13 protein-coding genes are annotated in these 14486 nt (G+C 62.7%); 7 read left to right on the top strand and 6 right to left on the bottom strand.

The window, feature by feature from the left end:
- Positions 1-3 precede the first annotated feature (3 nt).
- Positions 4-744 carry a substrate-binding periplasmic protein gene (locus CK627_RS04205; RefSeq protein WP_017784653.1) on the bottom strand — a complete coding sequence of 247 codons (741 nt, stop codon included), beginning with the start codon at positions 742-744 and terminating at the stop codon, positions 4-6.
- 76 nt (positions 745-820) lie between these two features.
- Here CK627_RS04205 and CK627_RS04210 point away from each other — a divergent pair, with 76 nt between their 5' ends.
- Entirely contained in the window at positions 821-1567 is a 747-nt protein-coding gene (locus CK627_RS04210) for a class I SAM-dependent methyltransferase (protein WP_095593455.1), read from the top strand.
- 69 nt (positions 1568-1636) lie between these two features.
- Here the strand turns inward: CK627_RS04210 and CK627_RS04215 are convergent, their stop codons facing one another.
- The 4 genes from CK627_RS04215 to rhlB form a co-directional block, all read right to left on the bottom strand.
- Complete coding sequence (locus CK627_RS04215) at positions 1637-1900, bottom strand: Rho-binding antiterminator (RefSeq protein ID WP_095591747.1); 264 nt, start codon at positions 1898-1900, stop codon at positions 1637-1639.
- A 23-nt stretch (positions 1901-1923) separates the two neighbouring features.
- Positions 1924-2913, bottom strand: a complete 990-nt coding sequence (locus CK627_RS04220) for a DUF4382 domain-containing protein (RefSeq protein ID WP_167385267.1) — start codon at positions 2911-2913, stop codon at positions 1924-1926.
- 195 nt (positions 2914-3108) lie between these two features.
- On the bottom strand, positions 3109-4599 hold the full coding sequence (gene gppA / locus CK627_RS04225) for a guanosine-5'-triphosphate,3'-diphosphate diphosphatase (RefSeq protein WP_095591749.1): 1491 nt from the start codon (positions 4597-4599) through the stop codon (positions 3109-3111).
- A gap of 13 nt (positions 4600-4612) precedes the next feature.
- Positions 4613-5902, bottom strand: coding sequence for an ATP-dependent RNA helicase RhlB (rhlB, locus tag CK627_RS04230; protein WP_005307299.1), 1290 nt, complete (start codon positions 5900-5902; stop codon positions 4613-4615).
- A gap of 113 nt (positions 5903-6015) precedes the next feature.
- On the opposite strand from rhlB, the gene trxA reads away from it, so the two are divergent.
- The 5 genes from trxA to fre all read left to right on the top strand — a co-directional run bounded on the left by trxA (position 6016) and on the right by fre (position 11309).
- Positions 6016-6342: a thioredoxin TrxA gene (gene trxA, locus CK627_RS04235; protein WP_005307306.1), complete on the top strand. Its 327-nt coding sequence runs from the start codon at positions 6016-6018 to the stop codon at positions 6340-6342.
- A 207-nt stretch (positions 6343-6549) separates the two neighbouring features.
- Positions 6550-7815, top strand: a complete 1266-nt coding sequence (gene rho, locus CK627_RS04240) for a transcription termination factor Rho (RefSeq protein ID WP_005307308.1) — start codon at positions 6550-6552, stop codon at positions 7813-7815.
- 107 nt (positions 7816-7922) lie between these two features.
- On the top strand, positions 7923-8942 hold the full coding sequence (locus tag CK627_RS04245; protein ID WP_095591750.1) for a hypothetical protein: 1020 nt from the start codon (positions 7923-7925) through the stop codon (positions 8940-8942).
- 30 nt (positions 8943-8972) lie between these two features.
- Positions 8973-10442 (top strand): 4-hydroxy-3-polyprenylbenzoate decarboxylase, encoded by a 1470-nt coding sequence (gene ubiD / locus CK627_RS04250; RefSeq protein ID WP_017788481.1) that lies wholly within the window; start codon positions 8973-8975, stop codon positions 10440-10442.
- A 168-nt stretch (positions 10443-10610) separates the two neighbouring features.
- Positions 10611-11309, top strand: a complete 699-nt coding sequence (gene fre / locus CK627_RS04255) for an NAD(P)H-flavin reductase (RefSeq protein WP_095591751.1) — start codon at positions 10611-10613, stop codon at positions 11307-11309.
- A gap of 124 nt (positions 11310-11433) precedes the next feature.
- Here fre and ubiK read toward each other — a convergent pair whose 3' ends face one another.
- Positions 11434-11691 carry a ubiquinone biosynthesis accessory factor UbiK gene (gene ubiK, locus CK627_RS04260; protein WP_005307315.1) on the bottom strand — a complete coding sequence of 86 codons (258 nt, stop codon included), beginning with the start codon at positions 11689-11691 and terminating at the stop codon, positions 11434-11436.
- Between the two features lie 301 nt (positions 11692-11992).
- Between ubiK and CK627_RS04265 the strand changes: the two genes are divergently transcribed.
- The gene (locus CK627_RS04265) at positions 11993-14410 is read left to right on the top strand and encodes a VolA/Pla-1 family phospholipase (RefSeq protein WP_095591752.1); all 2418 of its coding nucleotides are present in this window, start codon (positions 11993-11995) and stop codon (positions 14408-14410) included.
- Positions 14411-14486 lie beyond the last annotated feature (76 nt).

Genomic DNA, 14486 nt, shown 5'->3' on the forward strand with positions numbered 1-14486 from the left:
CCCTTACTGCGCCGCTTTCATCCTCTCCTGTTTCTCCTTCAGTGTCCGGTAATCCTCCCCGAGATAGCGCAGATAGATGCGATCCAGCACCCCTTCGTCCAGCATCTGCTGCAGCGCCTTGTTGTAGGCGGGCAGCAGGTCTGCCTTCTGCTTGCCGAAGCAGAGGTAGAGCGGAGTCGAGTCGAGAAAGGGAGTGAGCGCGCGGATCTTGACGTCCTGCTCTCTGGAGAGAATGGGGGCCGAGAAGTAATCCAGCACTATCAGGTCGACCCGGCTCTTCTCCAGCATCAGCAGCAGCTGCTTGTCGGAGTGGGCCTTGATGGGCACCCAACCGGTGAAGTGCTTGATCCTGTCGGTGTAGTCATAGCCCCTGACCATCCCTACTTTCAGCCCCTTGGCCATCTCCCACGAGAAGGTTTGCAGCGGGCTGTCGCTGCGCACATAGGCGGCCAGCGGGTAGAAGGCGGTGGCAAGATCGGAGTGGTAGCAGCCGGGGAGGGGCGCGTTGTCGAGAATGCCGTCCGCCAGCTCGGTGTTGACGTACTGTTCGCAGCGTCCCCACGGCAGTTCGAGCAGGGTGAGCTGCATGCCGAGGCGGTGTGCCACCTCCTGATGGATCTCGACCGATATGCCCTCCATCAGCTTGCCCTGTTCGGCGTAGGAGAAGGGGGGCCAGTCAACGCCGCAGACCTTGAGCTGGCCGCCGCTCTGGGCGACAAGCAGCAGGGCGATAAGCAGGTGCATGGGGTTTCCTCCCTACAGCGACGCAAAGGGGCTGTGATACACTCGGTTCACTGAACTTAGAATGCATCCAGAGCCCATGCAAATCCTCCTCGAAGACCCCGCCAAGGCGGCCCAGGCAGCAGCCCTGAGCAGCCAGCTTGACCAGATCGACCTGCCCCAGTTTGCCCTGGTGTTCACCCCGGAGCGGCTGGAGCTGCGCAAGCTGGACGAACCCAAGCTGGGCGCCGTCTACGTGGATTTCGTCGAAGGGGCGGTGGCTCATCGCCGCAAGTTCGGCGGTGGCCGTGGCCAGTCCATCGCCAAGGCGGTGGGGCTCAAGGCGGGCGCCATGCCGACCGTGGTGGATGCCACCGCCGGGTTGGGGCGGGATGCCTTCGTGCTCGCCTCCCTCGGTTGCAAGGTGACCATGATTGAGCGCAGCCCCGTGGTAGCCGCCCTGCTGCAGGACGGGCTGACGCGCGCCGCGCAGGATCCCGAGATCGGCCCCTGGGTGCGCGAGCGGATGCAACTGCTGCACGGCCCTGCGGTGGAGACCCTGCTGGGATTGGCCGAGCGGCCGGATGTCATCTACCTCGACCCCATGTTCCCCCACAAGCAGAAGTCTGCTCTGGTGAAAAAAGAGATGCGGGTGTTCCAGTCGCTGGTGGGAGCGGATCTCGACGCCGATGCCCTGCTGCCTGCGGCGCTCACCATGGCGGATCGGCGGGTAGTGGTGAAGCGGCCGGACTACGCAGGCTGGCTCAACGAGCAGAAGCCGAGCATGGCCATCGAGACCAAGAGCAACCGCTTCGATGTCTACGTGATGGCGGCGCTGGCGGGGTAACGGCCACGACGATGCCTGCCGAGCAATCAAAGAAGAGGGCCAACCCGATGGGGTTGGCCCTCTTGCCATCTACTGGCTGTCGGTTGGCGGGGCAAAGCGGACCAGCTTCTCCTCCCCCTGCCAGTTGAGCGCCATGGTCGCCAGCTCCGCCAGGCTGAGGCGTTCGCCACCGTGCAGCAGCAGGTACTCGACCCCTTCTCTGGCCTCTATGGTGCGGATCTTGTCCACCCACTGGCGGCCATCCTTACAGGTGAGGATGACCGGCAGCTGCCAGCTGGCGGCGATCTCCAGCCAGTCGTAGAGATCGCAACTGATGGGTTGGTATCTGCTCATGCGGTCGTCCCCCTTGTCGCCCGTTACTGGAAGTTGATGCTGGTGGTGGGTGCCACCACCGTCTGGGCCTTCTGCACCTGTTCCAGTTGCAGCGGGTCGCCGGCCACTGCCGGATCATCCTCGTCGCCGTTGCAGACCAGTACCAGATCGTAGCTGCCGAGATTGACAAATCCCAGCTCGTAGCCAAAGCCGCCTCCGGTCTGCGGCAGTACGGGGGCGCTAGCGTAGAAGCCGTTGTCGCTGTCGGCCATGTCGGGATAGGCGTCGTCACCCACCGGGCGCAGCTCGTCATAGAAGTAGACGAAGGCCTTGTCGGTCAGCTGGCCACCGCACAGCCCGGCTGCCACCGTACCCTTGACGGTGGCGACCTGAGTGTTGTTCACCAGCCGTACGCCTCTCGGCTTGAGCTTGTAGTACTGCTCGTGGCCTGGCAGCACCATGGACTGGCGCAGATCGAATTCGGTGGTGAAGGCACTGAGGCCGTTGGCGGCGATGGTGAAGGCGTCCAGCTTGAGCTCGCTGCTGGGCACCTCGAGCGGCTTGATCACCCCATCATCCTGCTTGACGTAGGAGTAGGGGGTGCCGTCCAGAAACTGGTTGGCGACCTCCCGCCCGTCCAGCACCCGCAGCCGCATCTGGCTGTAGTTGCCGGGCACAACGCTCTGGCTGGCCAGCAGGGGGCGACTGGCGGACCCCTGATAACTCAGCAGATCGATGTAGGTAAATAGCGGCCTCCCTGCGCTGTCGAGCGGAATGGTCTCGCCGCTCGGGGTACAGCCATCGTCCTGGGTCGAGGTGAGGAAGCTGGCGGTGGTCCAGCTCTGCTCGGTGCCGGCGACGGGGTGGATGCTGATGTTGGAGACGGCGATGCAGACCTTGCTGACGGCATCTACCGGGGCGTCGGAGAAGGCCAGCGAGAGCTGGGCCTGTGGTGGCTGGCTGCTGTTGTCGCCGCCCCCGCCGCCGCAGGCGGTGAGCAGGGCGGTCAGTCCGATCAGGGTCAAAGGTTTCATGGCGTCCATTCCGGTTGGTTGTGAAGACAACCCTACTCTAGTCGAACGTAGGCCATGAGGGGGAGGCAGAGCCCAGACGCAAGGGCGGGATCAGCCCGTCAGCCCAATAAAATCAAGGGGCAGGCCTGAGTGGCGCCAGTGCTGGCTGCGAAAGAGATTGTCGGAACCTTGGGGCACTGATTGGGCTGGGCCCAATCAGGCTTCCAGCAGCCGGGTGGGCCAGCCCATCTTCTGCTGGCGCTCCACTTCGAGGCGCAGCTCGCTGGCGCGCAGGTAGTGCTCGTCCAGCCACCCCTTGGGCAGGGTCAGCGTCAGAGCCTCGTCATCCGCCTGCAGGGTAAAGATCGGCACAGTGCCCTGGGTGCGGCGCATGCAGAGGATCAGCGCGATGCGCAGGATGCGGGCCAGCCGGATCGCCTGGCGAGCCGTGACGGCACCCTGCTTCTCCAGCGGTTCCAGCTTGAATTCGTCCCGCTGGTTGAACAGCAGGGCCGACAGCAGCTTCTTCTGCGCGGGGGTGAAACCCGGCATGTCGATGTTGTCGATGATGTAGGCGGCGTGTTGCGGCGCCTTCTTGTACTCGATGCACAGACCGATTTCGTGCAGCAGGGCCGCGTAACGCAGGATCGGGCGACCGTAGCGCTTGGAGAGACGCCAGGCCGGCTGCAGCTGGGTGAACGCCTCGATGGCGGTATCGCGTACCCGCTCGGCGTGCTCCTTGTCCAGCTGGTAGCGGCTGATCAGGCTGTCGGCGGTACGATCGCGGGCATCACAGTCGTGATTGTTGCCGAGCAGGCCGTAGATTAAGCCTTCGCGCAGGGCGCCGCCGGCCAGCGTCATGCTCTCGATGCCGAGGGTTTCGAAGATGGCGATCAGGATGGCGAGGCCGGAGGGGAACACGGTCAGCCGCTCGGCCGCCAGCCCTTCCAGTTGCAGCTGGTCGAGCTTGCCGCAGGCGATGGCCTGACCCATCAGCTCCTGCAGCTTCGGCAGGGTGACCCGCTCGCTCTTGCCCTGGGCCAGCATGATCTCCTGCAGCGCCTGCACCGTACCGGAGGCGCCGACGCAGGTGCGCCAGCCGAGCACGCGGTAATCGTCCGACACCTTCTCCAGCACCGTTTTGGCGGCGGCAATGGCCTGCTTGAAGCGCGCTTCACTCAGCTCGCCGTCACCGAAGTGGTTGTTGAGCCAGGTGACGCAGCCCATGTGCAGGCTGTTGAGCAGCTTGGCCTCGCTCTGTTCGCCGATCACCAGCTCGGTACTGGCACCGCCGATGTCGATCACCAGCCGGTTGCCTTCCCCCGCCGAGGTCCAGGAGACCCCTTCATAGATGGTCTTGGCCTCTTCCTCACCCGAGATGATCTCGATGTTGTGGTTGAGCACCCGTTCCGCTTCACGCAGAAACTCGTCGACGTTGGTGGCCAGGCGCAGGGTCGCGGTGCCGACTACCCGGATGTTGTCGGCCGGAATGTCCTGCAGCTGCTCGGAGAAGAGGCGCAGGCAGTCCCAGCCCCGCTCCATGGCGGCACGACTGAGACGAAAATCGGGATCCAGACCGGCGGCGAGGCGCACCTTGCGCTTGACCTTGGTGACGGTGCGCAGGGCACCGGCGACCTCGCGCACCACCAGCATGTGAAAGCTGTTGGAGCCGAGGTCGATGGCGGCATAGAGAGGCGAGTTGTGCAACTGGGCCTATCCTTCAGCTTTTGCGGGGAGGACGACGACGGTTGTTGCTGTTGCCACCGCCCTGGCGATCGCGCATGTTGCGGTTCACCGGCTGACGGTTGCGGAACACCCGTTTCGGCGCGGTCACGTCATCCAGCAGGGCCTCGCGGTCATATTTGCTGACCGGGATCGGGTGGTGGATGTACTCCTCGATGGCCGGCAGGTTGAAGGCATAGTCTTCACAGGCCAGGCTGATGGAGTGACCGCTCTTGCCGGCACGACCGGTACGACCGATGCGGTGTACGTAGTCCTCGGCGTCGTCGGGCAGGTCGTAGTTGAAGACGTGGGTCACGTCAGGGATGTGCAGACCACGGGCGGCCACGTCGGTGGCAACCAGAATGTCTACCGCACCCTTGGTGAAGTCCTCCAGGATCTTCATCCGCTTCTTCTGCGGCACGTCGCCGGTCAGCAGACCGACGCGGTGGCCGTCGTTTTCCAGCCAGGCGTGAACGTCTTCACAGACGTGCTTGGTGTTGGCGAAGACGATGGCTTTTTCCGGCCACTCCTCTTCCATCAGGGAGAGCAGCAGCAACATCTTGTCTTCGTTGGAAGGGTAGAAGAGCTCTTCTTTGATTCGTACGCCGGTCATCTGCTCCGGCTCGACCTGCACATGTTCCGGGTGGTTCATGTGCTCGTAGGCCAGCTCCTGCACCCGCAGGGAGAGGGTGGCGGAGAACAGCATGCTCAAGCGCTCGGTGGCGGGCGGCATGCGGCGGAACAAGAAACGGATGTCTTTGATGAAGCCGAGATCGAACATGCGATCCGCTTCGTCCAGCACCACGACCTGGATGTTGCTCAGATCGATGACCTTGGACTTGAAGTAGTCGATGATGCGGCCTGTGGTGCCGATCAGGATGTCGACACCCTGCTCCAGCACGGCCAGCTGCTTGTCGTACCCTTCACCGCCGTAGGCGAGGCCGAGCTTGAGGCCGGTCGAGGCGGCCATGCTGTCGGCATCGTTGTAAATCTGTACTGCCAGTTCCCGGGTCGGGGCCATGATGATGGCACGCGGCTGATTGATGAGGCGCGGCTTGGTCAGCGGGTGGGTCAGCAGATAGTTGAAGGTGGCAGCCAGGAAGGCGATGGTTTTGCCGGTACCCGTCTGGGCTTGGCCGGCGAGGTCATGGCCTTCTACCAGCAGCGGCAGAGAGAGTGCCTGGATGGGGGTGCAATAGTGAAATCCCTTTGATTCCAGACCAGCCAGAACTTCGGGTTCGAGGCCCATTTGGGCGAATTTGTCGGTCGTTAAGTGTGTTTTGCTCATGGCGGTAGGTTATCAGGTTAGGCTTGCAATAATAAACAGGATCATTTCAAATAGGGCAACTATTGCCTTTGTTGATACGTCAATAAAGCCTTAATTACTGACTGGAGTTGGAGATGAGTGACAAGATTGTTCAGCTGAGCGATGCCAGCTTCGAGGCAGATGTAATCAAAGCCGATGGCGCCGTTCTGGTCGACTTCTGGGCCGAATGGTGTGGTCCGTGCAAGATGATTGCCCCGATCCTGAACGAAGTCGCCCAAGAGTATGCCGGTCGTGTGACCGTGGCGAAATTGAACATCGACCATAACGCCGACACTCCGCCCAAATATGGCATTCGTGGTATTCCGACCCTCTTGCTGTTCAAGAATGGCGAAGTGGCAGCGACCAAGGTCGGTGCCCTGTCCAAGACTCAGCTGAAAGAGTTCCTGGACGGCAACCTGTAATAATCATCGAGGAGCGCATTGCAATAATGCGCTCCTTCTGTTTTATCACCTAGACGCTCACCCCGATTGGTGCTAATTTATCGCTCGTTTGCTAACCTTTTTGCCTGACTCTTTGCTCACACATCAGCCTGGCAAATCAAATCCGATCAGCATCAATCCAGCAGACTGTCTCCTCATTTCAATCCTTGCTTACAGACTTTCACCACTATGAATCTGACTGAATTAAAGAACACTCCTGTGTCCGAGCTGGTACAGCTTGGCGAATCCATGGGGTTGGAAAATCTGGCTCGGGCGCACAAGAAAGACATTATTTTCGCGATCCTCAAGGCGCACGCCAAGGGTGGCGAGGATATCTTCGGCGACGGTGTGCTGGAAATCCTGACCGATGGTTTCGGCTTCCTGCGTAGTGCAGACGGCTCCTACCTGGCCGGCCCGGACGACATCTACGTCTCCCCGAGCCAGATCCGCCGCTTCAACCTGCGCACCGGCGATACCATCTCCGGCAAGATCCGGCCGCCGAAAGAGGGCGAACGCTACTTCGCGCTGCTCAAGGTCAACGAGGTCAACTACGACCGTCCGGAAAACTCCCGCAACAAGATCCTGTTTGAAAACCTCACTCCGCTGCACGCCAACGAGCGTCTGCGCATGGAGCGTGGCAACGGTTCCACCGAAGACATCACCGCCCGCGTACTGGATCTGGCATCCCCGATCGGTAAAGGCCAGCGCGGCCTCATCGTCGCACCGCCCAAGGCCGGTAAGACCATGCTGCTGCAGAACATCGCCCAGAGCATCGCCTACAACCACCCGGATTGTGAACTGATCGTCCTGCTGATCGACGAACGTCCGGAAGAAGTGACCGAGATGCAGCGGATGGTGAAGGGCGAAGTGATCGCCTCCACCTTCGACGAGCCGGCTTCCCGTCACGTCCAGGTCGCCGAAATGGTGATCGAGAAGGCCAAGCGTCTGGTCGAGCACAAGAAGGACGTGGTGATCCTGCTGGACTCCATCACCCGTCTGGCCCGTGCCTACAACACCGTCATCCCGTCATCCGGCAAGGTACTGACCGGTGGTGTGGACGCCAACGCACTGCACCGTCCGAAGCGCTTCTTCGGTGCCGCGCGCAATGTAGAAGAGGGCGGCAGCCTGACCATCATCGCCACCGCGCTGATCGATACCGGCTCCAAGATGGACGAAGTCATCTACGAAGAGTTCAAGGGCACCGGCAACATGGAACTGCACCTCTCGCGCAAGATCGCCGAGAAGCGCGTCTACCCGGCCATCGACATCACCCGCTCCGGTACCCGCAAGGAAGAGCTGCTGACCACCGGTGACGAGCTGCAGAAGATGTGGATCCTGCGCAAGATTGTCCACCCGATGGGTGAGATCGACGGCATCGAGTTCCTCATCGACAAGCTGGCGATGACCAAGACCAACGACGAGTTCTTCGACGCCATGCGGCGCCAGCAGAAGTAACCGACTCGAAAAATGATGAAACCGCGGCCCAGGTCGCGGTTTTTGTTTATCTATTTTGCGGTCGCCTGAGTAGTATGAAACCTCGATGTCACAAGGATAGGGACGTCATGAAGCATGTACTCCTGATAATGCTGAGCTGGCTGCTGGTGCCGCCGGCTTTGGCGGGCCAGACTCCGTCCGCCGGGACGGCGCCCCGCGTCGCGCTGGTGGCCGACGAGGGACTGCAGGGCCACCTCGACTACCTGACCGGCCGCTTGCAGCAGGGACAGTTTGCCGCCATCGATTCCCTGCTGGACTCCCTGGCCGTGGGGCAGCGGGAGTATCTGCTGTGCCAGCTGCTCGCCACCCTCGATGACCAGCCCAGGGCTGCCAGCCCGCAACTGCTGGCCTGGGTGCGCGCCCAGTCGTTCAAGGCCCCCAGCTGGCTGGTGGAAAAAGAGGTGGACGGCTTTCTGGTGCAGCAACCCGCCTACGACTTTGCCGCTGCGGCGCGGCAGGTGCTGAGCCGCTGGCAGCGGCAGGCCTGGCAGGACAACTACCGCCAGCTGCTGGAGGCGAACCGCTTCGAGTTCAAGCAGATTTACAACAGCCGCAACCCGGATCTGGCCCAGCAACAGCAGGCGCTGCTGAACGCACTCGCCGGGCAGCCTGTCACTGTGCTGCAGCGCGAGGCACACAAGCTGGCCGGCCTGAACATCTTCCTGCCCGACAACCGCTTGCTGCGGCTGCTGGCCGAGCGTACCGGCGACCGCGCCCTCTATCAGAAGCTGTGGCGCCAACCGGCGGATCACGACAGCGTGGCGGCCCTGGCCAGCGTGGGGCGCTTTCATCAGGGTCAGACGGCGAGCGATCTGCTGATCGCCGCCAGCCACAACGCCTCCCTCAAACAGCCCGCCCTGCACCAGCTCAGTCAGCTTTCGCCGCTGCCCGACACGGCCCAGCAGTTCCTGCTGGCTGAGCTGGGCAACCGCCAGTACAGCGGTCAGGTGGCCAGCCTGCTGTTGCAGGTGGACGAGCCGAGGTTGCTGGCCCAGCTTGCCGATCGGCTGACCCGGCAGGAAAAGCGCCATGCAAGTCCGATGGTGCAACCCGAACCGGGTACACCCGCCGGCTCCCCGGAGTTATAATGCGGCATCGCCTGCACACAGGGTACCTGCATGAAATACAAGGATTTGCGTGATTTCATCGCGCAGCTGGAACAAAGCGGACAACTCAAGCGCATCACGCGCGAGATAGACCCCTATCTGGAGATGACCGAGATCAGCGACCGCACCCTGCGTGCGGGTGGGCCGGCCCTGCTGTTCGAAAATCCCAAGGGTTACACCATGCCGGTGCTGACCAATCTGTTCGGCACGCCGGACCGGGTCGCCATGGGCATGGGCCAGCCCAACGTGGCCGCCTTGCGCCAGGTGGGGACCTGGCTCTCCTACCTGAAGGAGCCTGAACCGCCCCGTGGCTTCAAGGAGCTGATGGAGAAGCTGCCGATCTTCAAGCAGGTGCTCAACATGCCGACCAAGCGTCTCTCGTCCGCCCCCTGTCAGCAGCGGGTGCTGGAGGGAGAGGCGGTCGATCTGGACCAGATCCCCATTCAGCACTGCTGGCCGGGCGACGTGGCGCCGCTGGTCACCTGGGGGCTCACCATCACCCGCGGCCCCTACAAGAAACGGCAGAACCTCGGCATCTATCGCCAGCAGAAGATCGGCAAGAACAAGCTGATCATGCGCTGGCTGGATCACCGCGGCGGTGCCATCGATTTTCGCGAGTGGCAGGAGGCACACCCGGGTGAGCGCTTCCCGGTGGCGGTGGCGCTGGGTGCCGATCCGGCAACCATCCTCGGCGCGGTGACGCCGGTGCCGGATACCCTCTCCGAATACGCCTTTGCCGGTTTGCTGCGCGGCAGCCGTACCGAGGTGGTGAAGGCCATCAGCTGCGATCTGGAGGTGCCCGCCAGCGCCGAGATCGTGCTGGAAGGCTATCTGGAGCCGGGCGAGCTGGCTCCCGAGGGGCCCTATGGCGATCACACCGGCTACTACAACGAGGTGGACGAGTTCCCAGTCTTCACCATCACCCACATGACGATGCGCAAGGATGCCATCTACCACAGCACCTACACCGGCCGTCCGCCCGATGAGCCGGCGGTGCTGGGGGTGGCGCTCAACGAGGTATTCGTGCCGCTGTTGCAGAAGCAGTTCCCCGAGATCGTGGACTTCTACCTGCCGCCGGAGGGGTGCTCCTACCGGATGGCGGTGGTGACCATCAAGAAGCGTTACCCTGGCCACGCCAAGCGGGTGATGCTGGGGGTCTGGTCCTTCCTGCGCCAGTTCATGTACACCAAGTTCGTGATCGTCTGCGACGACGACATCAACGCTCGCGACTGGAAGGACGTGATCTGGGCCATCACCACCCGGATGGATCCGGCCCGCGACACCACCCTGATCGAGCACACCCCGATCGACTACCTGGACTTCGCCTCGCCGGTCTCCGGGCTCGGCTCCAAGATGGGGCTGGACGCCACCAACAAGTGGCCGGGAGAGACCAATCGCGAGTGGGGCCAGCCCATCGTCCAGGACGAGGCGGTGAAGCAGAAGATCGATGCCCTCTGGGACGAGCTGAACATTCTCGGTTGATGAGCGGCGGCCGGCCCGGCGGGCCGTGCCGCCTGGCCGGGATGCAAAAGATTGATGCCATTTGAGCTGAATTGGGTATGCTCGACTGACCTGACCACTCTGCTGGTCGCCAGTCCACAGTGAATCAAGAGCGAAAGCGGGCCGAACGAGCCCGTCACAAGGATAAGAATGCAACGTATCAAGTGCCGCGTAGAGGAACTGCGCGAATATGTCGACACCATCTGGCACGTGGCCCTGACGCCGCTGCAAGCCGTCAGCTTCAAGCCGGGCCAGTATCTGCTGGTGGTGATGAGCGATTCGGACAAGCGTCCCTTCTCCATCGCCAACTCGCCGACCCGTCCTGGCGTGCTGGAGCTGCAGATCGGCGCCACCCCGGAGAACGCCTATGCCGGCCAGGTGCTGGCCCGCATGCGCGAGCAGGGGGAGATCGAGATTGAGCTGGCGGCGGGCAAGGCCTTCCTGCGGGAAGAGTCACCCCGGCCGCTGATCCTGATGGCAGGCGGCACCGGTTTCTCCTACGCCCGCGCCATTCTGGAATACCTGATCGACAGCGGCAGCAAGCGCCCGGTGTTCTTCTACTGGGGCGTGCGCCAGGCGCACTGGCTCTACGAGCAGGAGCAGATGCAGCAGTGGGAGCGCGACTACGCCCCGCTTACCTACATCCCTGTGGTGCAGGAGCCGGAGAGCGACTGGGCCGGCAAGACCGGGCTGGTGCACAAGGCCATCATGGATGACTTCGTCAGCCTGCATGACTACGACATCTATGTGGCCGGCCGCTTCGAGATGGCGGGTGCGGCGCGGGAAGAGTTCAAGATCCTGGGAGCCGAGCCGGAGCGCATCTTCGGCGACGCCTACGAGTTTATCTGAGTTCGGCATGAGGCCGGTCACGTAACCAGAAATGCCTCGCTGCATTTGCCGCCGCAACTTGCTTTGCGGCAGGCCAGAAACAACAAACCCCAGCCTGGCTGGGGTTTGCTTTATGGGGGCAGTGTTATTCGCCCTTGGCGCCGAGCTGCTGCTCGAGCTGGGCCAGCTTGGCCTCGAGGGCGGTCAGCTTCTCGCGGGTGCGCAGCAGCACCTTGGTCTGCACGTCAAACTCTTCGCGACTGACCAGATCCAGCTTGCCGAGCTGGGACTGCAGCACCTGACGGATCTTCTTCTCCACCTCTTCACCCATGCTGCGAATGCCGGGCGGCAGGGAGTTGTGCACCTGTTTGGCGATCTCTTCCAGTTTCTTCGGGTCGATCATGTGGTTCTCCTTAAGCAATGCGCCATTCTACCGGCAATTGATCCGCTTTGCCGAGATCGGGGGTCGCTTTTTGCCATCTGGCGTACAAGTGACCGCTGGTCGGGTCTGGTATCCGGGATGAAGCTGTTAACCTATCGAGTCCCGTTTCTATTCCAATTCCTTGATGCTGTACACAAAAAAAGCAGATCAGATGACCGACCAGCTACTTAATAATTGTTGCGTTGCTGTTAAGATGTACCGGTCGGGTTTTTACCCAACGCCGTCAGCATTTCATGGATAACAACTAAAAAGAGATAAGGATATGAAAAAGAAGCTAATTTATGCCGCAGTCGTCAGTGCTATGCTGGCCGGCTGTGGTGGCAGTGACGATAACAAAGGCGACACCTCCAGCTATCTCGACTATCTGTTGACCGGTTCCAACGCAGTGCGCCCCAGTGCCCTGGCGGCCCGGGCCAGCGATGGCACCCTGAAATTCTCCACCGAAACGGCGGATCTCTCCAACCCGGTGTCGGCCATGTCGACCCTGGATGGCTGGTCCACGACCCAGGCCATCCAGATCGTGCCCGTCACCTCGTCCGGCATCACTGTCCAGGCACCGGCTGCGGCCGAGTTTGCCGCCTCGGTGGCCCCGCTCTACCTGCTGGAGCTGAGCTTTGACAGTACAGCCCTGCGCCCGAGCGGCGTGAAGAAGGTGCTGACCTACGGGACGGACTTCGTGGTGGCTGCCTCGGCCGGCAAGTTGAACCTGGTACCGCTCAAGCCGCTGAACCCCTCCTCCTACTACATGATCGTGGCCACCGACTCCCTCAAGGACAGCAACGGCAACGCGGTCAAGGCCGGCAGCGACTACGGCAACTACAAGAACAACGTCGGCAGCAATGCCCAGGAGCAGACCATCAACGGTCTGATCGCCCTGCAGGAGGGCCTGTTCAAGGCCGCCACCGGCGTCTCCACCGATCACGTCATCTTCTCCGACTGGTTCGGTACCCAGTCCGGTGCCGACGTGCTGGTGGCGGTGAAAGGGGCGGCGGCATCCGTGCTGAAGAGCCCGACCCTGGATGCGGCCGCCCTGTGGAAGCAGGATGCCAAGGGCAACACCAGCCTGCCGGGTACCTACACCCTGGCCGTGACCGGCAGCAACCCCTTCCTGACCCAGCTGGACGCCGAGGCGTTCCTGCCACAGGAGCAGAAAGATGCGCTGGCCACCGCCTTCGGCCCTGGCGCCCCGCTCAACGGGCTGGCCCAGCTGACCACTGTCTATACCGGTACCGTCAAGCTGCCCTACTTCCTCTCCTCGCCGGCCACCGCCGGCTCCTGGGACAAGGCCAAGACCCAGTCCTGGCACGGCGCCATCCCCAGCTTGTACGCCATCGCCAATGCCCTGAAAGCCTCTGACAGCGAAGTGATCGCCGGGCTGGTGGGCGCGGGCGTGGACCCGGCCCTGCTGGCGACGCTGATTGCCGACCCGACCCGCCAGAACGAGTTGCTGGCCGAGGCGAGCAAGCTGATCGGGGTGACCCTCACCTCCGGCGGCAAGCCGCTGGATGCCGAGCAGAACATCGGCCGCTTCAACCCGCTGCCCAAGCTGGAAGAGGTGCAGTCGGTGCCGATGCGCGTCTTCGCCAAGGATGCCCTCAACACCATCACCGACGTGATCATCTACCAGCATGGTGTCACCTCGGTGAAAGAGAACGCCTATGCGCTGGCGCTGGGTCAGATCTATGCCGGTATGCAGGCAGGCAAGAAGGTGGCGCTGGTGGTGATCGATCACCCGCTGCACGGTGAGCGCGGCTTCGCCCTGAGCGGCAGCATGGACACAGTCACCACCTCCGACAATCCGACCCCCTACCTGAACCTGAGCTACCTGACCGTGGCCCGCGACAACCTGAAACAGAGCGTGGCGGATCTGCTGGGCCTGCGTCTGGCGGTCGGTCTGGCCAATGGCAAGGGCGTCATCGGCAGCGCCGGCAGCCTCAAGGTGCACTTCCTGGGCCACTCCCTGGGCGCCATCTCCGGCACCAACCTGCTGGCGGTCGCCAACCAGTCCATCGGCAATGCCCAGGCGGATGCCCTGTTCAAGTTCGATACCGGTGGCCTGGCCATGCCGGGTGGCGGCATAGCGCCGCTGTTGCTGAACTCGCCGACCTTCGGTCCGACCATCAAGATGGGCGTGCTGACCAGCGGCAGTGCCGAGCTGAAAGCGGGCTTTACCGCCTACGCCCCCAGCTGCAAGACCGAGGTGCCGACCTGCTTCGTCAACGAGTTCCTGCCGAGCCTGAGCGCCACCCAGCAGGCCGCTGCGGCCAGCACCCTGCAGAGCTACAGCTTCGCGGCCCAGTCGGTGCTGGATTCGGCTGACCCGATCAACCTCGGCAGCGGCATCAAGAGCGACTTCCCGCTGTTCGCCACCGAGATCGTCGGCGATGGCGCGTTGAGCCTGTCGGATCAGGTGATCCCGAACAGCATCGCCTCCGCCCCGCTGGGCGGCACCGAGCCGCTGTTCAAGGTGCTGGCGCTGCAACCGCTGACCGCCACCGGTGCGGCCAGCCACAACGCGGCCCGCTTCGTGGCCGGTGGCCACAGCTCGCTGCTGGCACCGGACGAGAACTTCGATCCGAGCGGCGACGTGACCACCGAGATGCAGTCCGAGTTCGCCAGCTTCTTCATGAGCGGCGGCACTGCGGTCAAGGTGACCGATCCCACCCTGCTCAAGCAGTAAGCCAGTCGGCCAATAAAAACGCCGCCCCGAGGGGCGGCGTTTTTTTTCGTGTATAGCACTCGTAGCCGGGTGGGCC

It is taken from the genome of Aeromonas dhakensis, from assembly GCF_002285935.1.
GTDB classification, from domain to species: Bacteria; Pseudomonadota; Gammaproteobacteria; order Enterobacterales; family Aeromonadaceae; genus Aeromonas; species Aeromonas dhakensis.

Excerpts from the sequence above, each read along its gene's own strand:
- CK627_RS04205 (WP_017784653.1), bottom strand. The coding sequence starts at position 744 with ATGCACCTGCTTATCGCCCTGCTGCTTGTCGCCCAGAGCGGCGGCCAG.
- CK627_RS04210 (WP_095593455.1), top strand. The coding sequence starts at position 821 with ATGCAAATCCTCCTCGAAGACCCCGCCAAGGCGGCCCAGGCAGCAGCC.
- CK627_RS04215 (WP_095591747.1), bottom strand. The coding sequence starts at position 1,900 with ATGAGCAGATACCAACCCATCAGTTGCGATCTCTACGACTGGCTGGAG.
- CK627_RS04220 (WP_167385267.1), bottom strand. The coding sequence starts at position 2,913 with ATGAAACCTTTGACCCTGATCGGACTGACCGCCCTGCTCACCGCCTGC.
- rhlB (WP_005307299.1), bottom strand. The coding sequence starts at position 5,902 with ATGAGCAAAACACACTTAACGACCGACAAATTCGCCCAAATGGGCCTC.
- trxA (WP_005307306.1), top strand. The coding sequence starts at position 6,016 with ATGAGTGACAAGATTGTTCAGCTGAGCGATGCCAGCTTCGAGGCAGAT.
- rho (WP_005307308.1), top strand. The coding sequence starts at position 6,550 with ATGAATCTGACTGAATTAAAGAACACTCCTGTGTCCGAGCTGGTACAG.
- CK627_RS04245 (WP_095591750.1), top strand. The coding sequence starts at position 7,923 with ATGAAGCATGTACTCCTGATAATGCTGAGCTGGCTGCTGGTGCCGCCG.
- ubiD (WP_017788481.1), top strand. The coding sequence starts at position 8,973 with ATGAAATACAAGGATTTGCGTGATTTCATCGCGCAGCTGGAACAAAGC.
- fre (WP_095591751.1), top strand. The coding sequence starts at position 10,611 with ATGCAACGTATCAAGTGCCGCGTAGAGGAACTGCGCGAATATGTCGAC.
- ubiK (WP_005307315.1), bottom strand. The coding sequence starts at position 11,691 with ATGATCGACCCGAAGAAACTGGAAGAGATCGCCAAACAGGTGCACAAC.
- CK627_RS04265 (WP_095591752.1), top strand. The coding sequence starts at position 11,993 with ATGAAAAAGAAGCTAATTTATGCCGCAGTCGTCAGTGCTATGCTGGCC.